The following is an 11,723-nucleotide window of genomic DNA, read 5'->3' on the forward strand; positions in this document are numbered from 1 at the left end:
AAAATAATTAATGTGTATTATTTTATTAATATTAAGCGATAATGCATATTTGATTGATTATTAATTAAATACGAAGATTGCAATTTTACTATACAAATTGTCAAAAGATATACTTCAAGCTTGTATTTCACTTTTTTCGCGCAACTATTTAGGTCATTGCCCTGTAGGGGCAAAATATTAGTAACGACGGGTAAAGCCCGTCGTTAAAAGAATGGAACTCTTAGTTTTGGCGCTATTTTTGCCTGAAAGTTGCAAAAATCGTGACAAAAACTATTCATTTGACTAAGCACCTAAACAGTTACTTTTGTGTGTATAACAAACTGCACAAATACTTAAATTCCCTCGCTACCCTCATTCCCTAAAGAGCTTGTCAAGCTACGCATGAGACGACCCACGCCAATTCAACCACGTTTTTACCGTTTATTAAAAAGAACACTGAAAAAGTGCAATTTGTTATACACACTCAGTTGCTCTCTTCAGAACAATAATTTGCCAAAAACCGTTTAAGATTAAACAATTTGGTATTTATGATTTCAAAATTGAAGATTTTACACGTTCCAATGGTATTGATAGTCTGGATGTTTAGTATTAATACCGGCATTGGACAAAAAGATCATCTTATCGCCGGTAATGATGCGTTCAAAAAAGGATTGTATCCACAAGCCCTCGAAGCTTATAAAAAGACAGAAAATCTTGGGTATGTCGGTGCAGGTCTATATACCAACATGGCAAGGATTCACGCTCAATTAAAAAATGATGCACATGCTATACTTTATTATGAGAAAGCGTTGAAAATCACGCCAAACGACGAAGTACTTAAAACTGAATTAAGTAATATCATAAAACGCAATCCTGAACTTGATGAATTATCAGATGATTTTTTCTTAGTGAGGTGGTGGAGATTTTTTTCAGGATTATGGCTGCCTGATACCTGGGCCATCCTTTCATTTGTAATGCTTGCAGGAGCCGGATTGTTTATTTTATTGGACATCAAATTACCAATAATCCGTCAATACAGGAAATATATAGTAGCGGGTGCTTTTGCTTTTTTTATAATCTCAACATTCGCTGCTTACAGCAGATATAAAACAATGTTGGATAGTGGTCTATACATTATCATACTGCCTGATGCAAAACTGAAAGCAGGGCCTGATGACTTAAGCCCAGAAATATCACCACTACCACCGGGTACTAAGGTACGCAAAAAGGACAATTTAGGTCAATGGATGCTAGTGATTTCGCCATTTGGCGACACTGGTTGGATCAAGACTGAGACCATGGCACTTATATGACCTTCAAAGAAAATATTCATATATTGGACTCATAATTAGTATTTATTTAATGAAAAATAAATTAATCAGTCTTCTTACACTTCGTTTCAGGCAGGTTTTCAGACTACTGAGTACCGTGGGTTGGGGATTAGGATTGGTTTTTTTGTTTGTTGGTATTGGCATATTTTTTCCAGCTCTTAATAATATCCTAGGTTTCGATAGTTTATATTCAGTTATTTTTACCGGGGTATTAATATTCTCGTTGGATTACATCAGAAAAGACAAACTGTTTTTAATGTCTATTTTTCCGAATAGAAGGCATGTACAGTTGTTCGTAATGATTGAGTACTTCATTTTGACTTTGCCGATCTTAATTTTTCAAGGTTTTATCGGTCATTATACGCTCATTTTTTTTATCATTTCAACGTGTATATTGATCGGTATCATTTCACCTGCCATCAAGCCTAAAACTACAGGATCGAACAAAATAGCATTACATTTTATCAAGGTAAAGTATTTTGAATTTAAATTTCATGTGGAGTCAGGTGGTGTCCTTTGGATAATAATATGGTTATTAGGTTTTGTATCTTATTTTCATATAGGATTTTATATATTCTGGATATTTGTTATATCAATGATGCTGCCCGAGATGTTCAGACCATATGAGAGCAGAGAAATGCTATACTGGCGACAAGATTTTTTGCAAGACAAAGTGCTTTCATACATTTTTTTATTTCTTTTATTTGTAGGATTGCAGACATTGACCACATTAATATTTCATTTTGATACGATTTGGATTATATTGTATTGCATTATATGTCTTATGACGGCTATTTTGATGAACATATCAATAAAATATGCGGGTTATACACCTATACATTCTTCAGGATTTGGTCAGAATACCAGCGGACTGCTGACAATGCTGATGATCCTCCCGGGTGGTGTATTAATAACAATGGTGTACTGTATGATAAAGTATTTCAGAGCCAAATACAACCTGCAATCATTATATGCTTAAAATTAAAAATCTATCATTTGCCTTTGGCAAAAAAAGTATTTTCAACGATATCGGACTCTCTTTTGAGGAAGGTCAGATCACTGGAATTGTTGGAAAAAACGGAGTCGGAAAGACCACATTATTCCGTATCATGACAGGGATATATAATCAGCAAAGTGGGGAAATAAATCTAAGAGAGCAAAGATTAAAACCATCTGATATTTCATTTATGCCGACCGAACCATACTTTTATCCATACATGAAAGGTTGGGAATATCTTGAAATCGTAGCTTCAACCGATGTTGAAAAAATGAAATCCAGGCACTATGCCAGTTTTATGGATCTGCCACTTGATGAGCTTGTAGATAATTACTCCACCGGTATGAGAAAAAAACTGGCTTTTTCAGCCCTTTTTGCACTCCATAAGCCTGTAATCATCCTTGATGAACCTTACAACGGTGTAGATCTGGACGGAAATGAAATCATCAAACATATCATCAAATCTGATAAAAGCGAGAAAATTATAATTCTTTCTTCTCACATATTGTCTACCATCACAGATGTCAGTGAAAATATATATCACATCACAGAGTATTCAAATATAGATCACTACAGAAGTGATGAGTTTGGCCTACTACAGTCCGCATTACAAACAAATATGGCCAATAAACTTTCGCAATTAGATATACCCAACAGAAAATGATTTGCAAAATTTAAATCACAATTATTTGAAAATTAATAACTTGTGATTTAAATTTTTCGCACAATATTTTCTGTTTACTATAAAATAAATATGAAATGGAGTAAAATCTGATAGATATTTAGGTATGTTGGAGTTTTGATTTGTTGAGTGTATCACAAAATTGCACTTTAATCCTACTTTGTCAAATTATACGGACTTTACATTGATTGGAAACTGTTGGGTTAATTCAACAGTTGTGACAAAAGGAATTTTACAACGATTGAATGAAAAATGGGATACACCCGATTTGCTTAATCATTGATTTTTCTCAACCCAATTTGTTCTGAGTCTAAAATTTGAACTTAATTGAACCCTAAAGCATATTTGTAAATAGTTTTCAGTGTGATTACTGTAGTGGACTGAAAATATTTTCCAAAAAATATTAATCATAATGTATTGTAAATTAAATCATTATGATTGAATATTTTCACAATCAATTTTCTATTTGGTATAAAAAAGCCTGAATACAATCCACTTGCATTCAGGCTCGATTTATGATTTAAAGGTAAAATACTACATACTTACTCCTTTACTCCTTGTACTAAAAGTGAAATTTCATTTTTTAATACTTCGATGAAGCCCTTTTTGATTTTGAATATCTTCTTTTCGCCTTTATCATCCAGAATACGCACATCACCTTCCCCCAGTGCTGCCACAATCGGTGCGTGATTAGTCAGGATTTCAAACTGTCCGCTTATTCCGGGTACTTTCACAGAAGTTACCTTTCCTTTAAATATTTCCCTTTCGGGTGTTAAAACTAAAATATTCATAGATGGATTACTAATTGTTCAATAAAACTTATGCATTTGCTTCAGCATCTGCCAACATTTTTTCGCCTGCTGTCACCACATCTTCTATCTTCCCTTTGAGGTTGAATGCAGCTTCAGGATATTTGTCCAGCTCTCCATCCATGATCATATTGAATCCTTTGATAGTATCTTCAATCGGAACCAATACTCCCGGAATACCGGTAAACTGTTCTGCTACGTGGAATGGTTGTGACAAAAATCTTTGTACTTTTCTGGCTCTGTACACCACAAATTTATCTTCTTCAGAAAGTTCTTCCATACCCAGGATGGCTATGATATCCTGTAGTTCTGTATATCTCTGAAGTAACATTTTTACTCGCTGTGCGCAGTTGTAATGCTCATCACCGATGATAGCGGGATCAAGAATTCTTGATGTCGAGTCCAATGGATCTACCGCAGGATAAATACCCAAAGAAGCTATCTTTCTGCTCAGTACTGTGGTGGCATCAAGGTGTGCAAATGTAGTCGCCGGAGCAGGGTCTGTAAGGTCATCCGCAGGTACATATACTGCCTGCACTGATGTGATAGACCCTCTCTTAGTAGATGTGATACGTTCCTGCATAGAACCCATCTCACTTGCTAAGGTAGGCTGATATCCTACTGCTGACGGCATCCTTCCGAGTAGCGCTGACACTTCTGAGCCCGCTTGAGTAAATCTGAATATATTGTCGATAAAGAAAAGAATGTCTCTTCCGCCATTGGGATCAGTCATATCACCATCTCTGTAATATTCTGCCAATGTCAGTCCTGAAAGTGCCACCCTTGCACGTGCTCCCGGAGGTTCATTCATCTGACCGAATACGAAGGTAGCTTTGGATTCTTTCAGTTTTTCAGTACTTACTTTTGACAAGTCCCAACCACCAGCTTCCATAGAATGCATAAAATCTTCACCATAGTTGATGATACCTGACTCAAGCATCTCGCGGAGTAGGTCATTTCCTTCACGTGTACGCTCCCCTACTCCTGCAAATACAGAAATTCCATCATATCCCTTGGCAATGTTGTTGATCAGTTCCTGAATCAATACTGTCTTTCCTACACCGGCTCCACCAAACAACCCAATTTTTCCACCTTTTGAATAAGGTTCGATCAGATCTATTACCTTGATTCCTGTATATAATACTTCCTTTTCAGTCGAAAGATCTTCAAACCGCGGTGGTTTATTGTGTATACTATATGTCCTTTTTCTATCTAATGCCATCAGACCATCTATAGGTTCGCCTACTACATTAAAAACCCTTCCCTTGATCTGATCTCCTACAGGCATGGCTATCGGAGCTCCTAAATCCAACACTTCCAATCCTCTGGTAAGACCGTCTGTGGAGTCCATGGAAACAGCTCTGACACTATCTTCTCCAAGATGCTGCTGCACTTCAAGGATGAGTACCTCTCCGTTGTTTCTTGTTATTGATAATGCATTCAGGATGTCTGGAAGTTTACTGTTTTCTCCTGCAAAACTTACGTCTACAACCGGTCCGATGATCTGTTTAATATGCCCTATGTTAGCCATGATTTGTAATGAATTTATTTATGTAAATAAGGATGGTTTTTAAAATTTGCCGCAAAGATAAACTTAATTCCACTAAATTACGAATTTTGAAATATGATTTAGAATAAATTTTTTATGGGCATATTTTTGAATTTTAAGAAGAGGCGTATCCCTGATATCTTAATAGAAAAATAATTCAATACACCAGCGTAGGGGCGTAGCCCTGATATCTTTCTATTCGTACCATTGTTTTATTTGATGTCAGGGCTACGCCCCTTTTATTCTTATGTTTATGTTTTTATATTACGAAGATAATAGGGCTAACGCCCCTTTGTTACAAAATCATGTATTATTCGTACATATTATACACCCTCTTTATTATTCAAACATGTTATTCCTACGAAGATGTCAGGGCTACGTCCTTTGTTAAAAAATCATGCTAATAGAGGTGTAGCTTTAATATCTTCGTAGAAAAATAATTCAATACACCAGCGTAGGGGCGTAGCCCTGATATCTTTCTATTCGTACCATTGTTTATTTGATGTCAGGGCTACGCCCCTTTTATTCTTATGTTTATGTTTTTATATTACGAAGATAATAGGGCTAATGCCCCTTTGCTACAAAATCATGTATTATTCGTACATGATATACGACCTCTTTATTATTCATACATGTTACTCCTACGAAGATGTCAGGGCTACGTCCTTTGTTAAAAAATCATGCTAATAGAGGTGTAGCCTTAATATCTTCGTAGAAAAATAATTCAATACACCAGCGTAGGGGCGTAGCCCTGACATCTATTTCTAATCGTACCATTCAAATAAATATTTTGGATCATATTCTATATCAAATTTATGAAGCAACAATAGATATTCATCTTTGAATGATTGCTTTTTATGGTGATTAGGTTGATTTAATACGTATTTCACCACATTGTCAATATGTGATTTGGAATATGTAAATGCTCCGTATCCGTCTTGCCAACTAAATTTACCAAGGATTAGTTTTTTATCATTGATCCACTTTGAAGAGCCAGATTTAACCTGTTCCATCAAATTAGAAGGCGAAATTGTTGGGTGCATACCTACAAAAATATGGGTATGGTCAGGATTGCAATAGATAGCGTATGTTTTACATTTATGATTTGTAACAATGCCACATATTACCTTTTCTAATTCATCGCGGAATGATTCTTTGATTAGATTTTTTCGTCCTTGTACCGCAAAGACGAATTGAGTGTAAAGTTGTGTGTATGTATTTGCCATTAGAAATATGTTTTATTTGATGTCAAGGCTACGCCCCTTTTATTCTTATGTTTAGGTTTTTTATATTACGAAGATAATAGGGCTAACGCACCTTTGTTACAAAATCATGTATTATTCGTACATATTATACACCCTCTTTATTATTCATACATGTTGCTCCTACGAAGATGTCAGGGCTACGTCCTTTGTTAAAAAATCATGCTAATAGAGGTGTAGCCTTAATATCTTCGTAGAAAAATAATTCAATACACCAGCGTAGGGGCGTAGCCCTGATATCTTTCTATTCGTACCATTGTTTATTAGATGTCAGGGCTACGCCCCTTTTATTCTTATGTTTATGTTTTTATATTACGAAGATAATAGGGCTAACGCCCCTTTGTTACAAAATCATGTATTATTCGTACATGATATACGACCTCTTTATTATTCATACATGTTACTCCTACGAAGATGTCAGGGCTACGTCCTTTGTTAAAAACTCATGCTCATAGGGGCGTAGCCCTGATATCTTTTCTATTCGTACCATTCTTCTATTTTCCACCCTCCGCTTCCCTTTTCGTCCTTACAAATTCTCCACATATTTGTACGGTGAGCCTGTATTGATCAGTACAACTTTGTCTTTGGGGCCGATAAATCCACTCCGGACAAGTTTAGTAAATCCTGAGTACACAGCTGCACCTTCAGGTGATAAAAAAATACCTTCTGACTTGCCAAATTCATAAATAGCGGATTTCATATCTTCCTCTGATACGTCCAGTGCAATTCCCTTACTTTCATAAATCGTTTTCATGATGAGACGATCGCCAAAAGCTTTGGGTACACGCAATCCATTGGCTATAGTTTCTTGAGGGTTTTCGCAGAGGTCGCAAAAACCCTGACCGGCTTCAAATGCTTTGACTACCGGATTGCACCCTACAGTCTGCACAGCCACCATCCTTGTGGGTATATGTGTGACCCATCCCATCTCGAGCATTTCCTGAAAGGCTTTCCAAATCCCTATTAGCCCGGTACCTCCTCCTGTAGGATAGATGATGACGTCGGGAAGTGACCAGTTCAATTGTTCGGCTATCTCATATCCCATAGTCTTTTTGCCCTCGAGCCTGAAGGGTTCTTTCAGAGTAGTGATATCCCACCACCGCCCTTCTGCATTATCACTTGCCATCGCAAGACCTGCATCCCTTATGCTTCCATTGATTTTGGTCACTTTGGCACCCATCACTTCGCAATCCAACTGAAAAACCCGAGGTGTGGCTTCAGGCATATAAATAAAGGATTCACCATCCATTGCTGCCACATATGCTGCCAATGCACTACCGGCATTGCCTGCCGTAGGAATACAAAATGTTTTGATGCCCAGTTCCTTAGCTTTGGAGACGGCCATACCTATACCTCTGGCTTTAAATGATCCGGTGGGATTTAACCCCTCTTCCTTCATATACACCACTGACACACCAGATGCCGCGGCAGTTTTTATGAGGTCAAGCATGGGAGTCCATCCCTCTCCAAGTGTTACTATATTTTTTTCATCTTCTATAGGTAGCAGGTCAGCGTATCGCCACATACCAGACTGCTCTTTTCTGATGATCTCTTTTGGGATACCTGGATGAAGGGAATATTTTGCTGTCAGCGGTTGTGTACATTTTTTACAATAACTGTGGATGATAGTTTTATCATATTTTTCACCACACTGATGACATTCAAGATGTGAGTAGTAAGACATTATTGTTGGTTATGGTAAAGGTTAAAAATTATCGTGATCGGGCGATGATGTAACAAGCTTCAAAGATAAAAATTATACTCAGAGTCAATACGCAAATCGTCATTCAAAATTTCCAATTTTGATAATTAAAAATTCCAAACACCTATCCGTTTTGCAAAAAAATATGTGAATATTAGGACAAAATATTATTTAGATTCGTTTATATTTTATAATTTTAACGTTTTATTAAGGGAATTCACTTAGATATTTTCTTAACATATTTATTATCAATCATTTCAAATACATTTTTTATGACTAAGAGACTTTTTATACTTGGTAAAATCAAAAACTTTTGTCTGGTGTTATTGATGGTAACGGTAGGGCAGGGTTTAACCGCGCAAGTAAAAGAAATTAAGGGAGTTGTACGTTCTGGAGGAGCCGTAAATGAACCTTTAATTGGGGTTAATATTGTCAATAAAGCAGATCAGACCGGCACTATTACAGATGTTAATGGAAACTTCACCATCAAAGCATCGAAAGGAAATGTTATCTTATTTTCATACTTAGGGTATGAGGAAAAAGAAAATGTAGTCGGTGATGGAAATACAATGAATGTTTTCCTTACATCCACTTCACAAAAAATCGAAGAGGTAGTCATTACAGCCTTTGGTATCACAAAAGAGAAACGGGGCTTAACTCACGCAGCAGCATCAATTAAAGGCGATGATATTGCAGAAACTGTCAGAGAAAACTTTTTAAACTCCTTGACAGGAAAAGTAGCCGGTTTGACAACTAACATATCAAGTGGTGCGCCTGGAGCTTCAACACAAATTGTGCTTAGAGGAATCAACTCTCTGAGTGGAAATAATTCTCCATTATTTATTGTAGATGGACTTCCTGTTCAGAATAGTGTCGTTGACCAAAATAATCTTGTGTCACAAGGATCAAACAGAGGTGATGATTTTACAAACAGGATTGCCGATTTAAATCCTAATGATATAGAAAGTGTGACTATATTGAAAGGTCCTGAAGCTGCTGCCTTATATGGTATTGATGCCGGTAGTGGGGCAATAGTCATCACTACAAAAAAGGGGAAACAAGGATCTTTAAGGATAAATTATGACAATAATTTCAGAATAGATCAAACCATCCGATTTCCTAAAGTACAAACTTTATTTGGGCTTGGTATACAAGGTAGTGCTGATTCAAGAACGATGTCTGCATTTGGGCCAAGAATTCCGGAAGGAATTCAGGTATATGACAATGTAAAAGGATTTTTTCAAGATGCTTTGACTATGAGACATAACTTAAATTTTGAAGGAGGAAAACAAGGTATTTCTTACAGAATTTCTCTAAGTTCAGTAAATCAGGAAGGCACAGTACCTACCACAGGTTACAACAGGTACAATGGCAGAGGTACAGTGTCCTACATTTCACCCAACAAAAAATTAGATATTTCAGGGACTGCGGCTTATACTAAATCTACTAATTTCAAAACCTTAAGGGGAGCAGGTGGCTTTTTACAGGCATTATTATATTGGCCTGTAACAGATGATGCAAAAAATTATATAAAAGATGATGGTACCAGAAGAAGATATTTTGATGATACAGGATTTGCAGAATTAGATAATCCTTACTGGCAGGTAAACAATGATAAGTCTCAGGACAAGACAGACAGATTCAATTATAATTTATCCGGTACTTATAAAGTGTCGGATTGGTTGTCAGTCACTGCCAGAGGGTCTATAGATCAATACAATACTTTAGGCTTCACTTTTAATCATCCTGAAAGTAATACCTATTATACTCAAGGTGGGCAGATAGAAAAGTATACTGAAAAATATCTGGGTTTTAGTGGTGTTACTTATGCTTCATTACAGAAAAATATTGGTAAAATAGAGAATACCTTGAGAATAGGCGCTGCTGTAGATGATTTCGAAACCAAGTTTTTTTCTGAACGAGGTCAAAAGTTAAGAACACCTACTGAAAAATTTGATCCGACTTTTGCAACACTGGATCAAACATTTGCACGAATTGATTCAGCAACTTACGCCAATAGCAGAACTGTTGGTCGTGATACTTTGCGTATCAGAAGATTGGTCGGCCAATTCTTTGAGTACAGTTTTAATTATGACAGATGGTTGTATTTCAATGTGGCAGGGAGAAGAGATCTTACCTCTACACTACCAGAACAGTCAAGGTCATTTTTTTATCCTTCTGCAGGAATATCGATTGTATTTAGCGAACTTTTAGCACCTGATTCAAAAACATTTGATTTTGGTAAAATAAGATTTTCATACGCAGAAACTGCAAAAGATATACAGCCATATGGATCTCAATCTGTGTATGTAATACAAACCTCAAGTGGTGGTGGAGTTGGGCTTGGATTTACCAATAACAATAAGGATATCAAACCTGAACGGCAAAAAACTTTTGAAATAGGCACAGAATTAAACTTTTTTAACAACCGACTTGGATTTGATTACAGTTATTACAATACCAACAACATAGGTCAAATAGTCCGATTGGTAAGGCTGAGTTATGGAACAGGATTTATTTTATCTACACTCAATGTGGCTGATACACGCAACAGAGGCATGGAATTAGTCATCACAGGAAAGCCAATCTGGGGCAAAGATTTTGGTTGGGAAGTTAATTTAAATGGAGCAGGCACAAGAAATGTTGTAAAAAATTTACCATCCAATATTCCCGAATACTATAATTCTGATTCTTGGGTCAGTGCTTTCAGAAATGGTATTGTACCAGGTGGCACTACAACCACGATTACAGGCAATGATTACCAAAGAAATAATAACGGACAAATACTTATAGACCCATCATCGGGGGTCCCTTTACTCTCCAATCCTGCTTATATCAAAATCGGGGACAGAAATCCTGACCTGTTAGGAGGCTTCCTGAATACTTTCAGGTACAAAAAATTATCTTTGACCATCAATACAGATTTCAGAATCGGTGGAGACATAGTCAACGGTACAGAATATGCCATGGTGCTCAGAGGTGTGAGTACAAGAACTTTGGACAGAGAAAAGCTGATCATAGTACCGGGAGTTTTAAATGATGGATTGCAAAATACCGCTAATCCCACCATCAACACCATAACAGTTGACCCATACTTTTCAAATTATTACTCAGATGGAAGACTGTATGCAAGTAATTTTGTTGAGAAAGATATCAAGTGGTTGAGAATACGGGAAGTAATTTTGAGATATAATTTTCCGCCTTCCAAATATTTTAAAAATCTTTCCGCCTTTATCTCTGGTACAGATCTTGCCATATTTACCAATTATTCAGGTGCCGATCCTGGTGTCAATGCCAATAATGGGGCTACTTCAGGAGTTGGATCTTTTGGTATGGACTTTTTTGGTGCTTCAACCCCCAGAGGGTTTAGTGTAGGACTGAAAGCATCCATTGGAAAATAATATTTCATATA

The 11,723-nt window shown here is 36.6% G+C and carries 8 protein-coding genes; 4 read left to right on the forward strand and 4 right to left on the reverse strand.

The features are described from left to right. Positions 1-539: 539 nt before the first annotated feature. From IPK35_04695 to IPK35_04705, 3 genes are read left to right on the forward strand one after another with little or no spacing between them, the layout of a single operon-like run. Positions 540-1,292: a tetratricopeptide repeat protein gene (locus IPK35_04695; protein MBK8052584.1), complete on the forward strand. Its 753-nt coding sequence runs from the start codon at positions 540-542 to the stop codon at positions 1,290-1,292. A 49-nt stretch (positions 1,293-1,341) separates the two neighbouring features. Then, a complete protein-coding gene (locus tag IPK35_04700; protein MBK8052585.1) occupies positions 1,342-2,289 on the forward strand; it encodes a hypothetical protein in 948 nt (315 codons plus the stop codon). Then, entirely contained in the window at positions 2,282-2,971 is a 690-nt protein-coding gene (locus IPK35_04705) for an ATP-binding cassette domain-containing protein (GenBank protein ID MBK8052586.1), read from the forward strand. Before IPK35_04700 ends, IPK35_04705 begins: the two co-directional genes overlap by 8 nt. 560 nt (positions 2,972-3,531) lie before the next feature. Here IPK35_04705 and atpC read toward each other — a convergent pair. The 4 genes from atpC to IPK35_04725 all read right to left on the reverse strand — a co-directional run bounded on the left by atpC (position 3,532) and on the right by IPK35_04725 (position 8,293). Then, a complete protein-coding gene (atpC, locus tag IPK35_04710) occupies positions 3,532-3,780 on the reverse strand; it encodes an ATP synthase F1 subunit epsilon (protein MBK8052587.1) in 249 nt (82 codons plus the stop codon). 28 nt (positions 3,781-3,808) lie between these two features. Then, positions 3,809-5,329: a F0F1 ATP synthase subunit beta gene (locus IPK35_04715; GenBank protein ID MBK8052588.1), complete on the reverse strand. Its 1,521-nt coding sequence runs from the start codon at positions 5,327-5,329 to the stop codon at positions 3,809-3,811. Positions 5,330-6,111: 782 nt separating this feature from the next. Further along, positions 6,112-6,573 (reverse strand): IS200/IS605 family transposase, encoded by a 462-nt coding sequence (gene tnpA / locus IPK35_04720; GenBank protein MBK8052589.1) that lies wholly within the window; start codon positions 6,571-6,573, stop codon positions 6,112-6,114. Between the two features lie 562 nt (positions 6,574-7,135). Further along, complete coding sequence (locus tag IPK35_04725; GenBank protein MBK8052590.1) at positions 7,136-8,293, reverse strand: threonine synthase; 1,158 nt, start codon at positions 8,291-8,293, stop codon at positions 7,136-7,138. Positions 8,294-8,583: 290 nt separating this feature from the next. Between IPK35_04725 and IPK35_04730 the strand changes: the two genes are divergently transcribed. Beyond that, positions 8,584-11,712, forward strand: coding sequence for a SusC/RagA family TonB-linked outer membrane protein (locus IPK35_04730; protein MBK8052591.1), 3,129 nt, complete (start codon positions 8,584-8,586; stop codon positions 11,710-11,712). Positions 11,713-11,723 lie beyond the last annotated feature (11 nt).

The sequence above is a fragment of the Saprospiraceae bacterium genome (assembly GCA_016713025.1).
Classification (GTDB): domain Bacteria; phylum Bacteroidota; class Bacteroidia; order Chitinophagales; family Saprospiraceae; genus OLB9.

What these genes read in the sequence shown, in the direction of transcription:
- IPK35_04730 (MBK8052591.1), top strand. Translation starts at nt 8,584, where the DNA reads ATGACTAAGAGACTTTTTATACTTGGTAAAATCAAAAACTTTTGTCTG.
- IPK35_04705 (MBK8052586.1), top strand. Translation starts at nt 2,282, where the DNA reads ATGCTTAAAATTAAAAATCTATCATTTGCCTTTGGCAAAAAAAGTATT.
- tnpA (MBK8052589.1), bottom strand. Translation starts at nt 6,573, where the DNA reads ATGGCAAATACATACACACAACTTTACACTCAATTCGTCTTTGCGGTA.
- IPK35_04725 (MBK8052590.1), bottom strand. Translation starts at nt 8,293, where the DNA reads ATGTCTTACTACTCACATCTTGAATGTCATCAGTGTGGTGAAAAATAT.
- atpC (MBK8052587.1), bottom strand. Translation starts at nt 3,780, where the DNA reads ATGAATATTTTAGTTTTAACACCCGAAAGGGAAATATTTAAAGGAAAG.
- IPK35_04700 (MBK8052585.1), top strand. Translation starts at nt 1,342, where the DNA reads ATGAAAAATAAATTAATCAGTCTTCTTACACTTCGTTTCAGGCAGGTT.
- IPK35_04715 (MBK8052588.1), bottom strand. Translation starts at nt 5,329, where the DNA reads ATGGCTAACATAGGGCATATTAAACAGATCATCGGACCGGTTGTAGAC.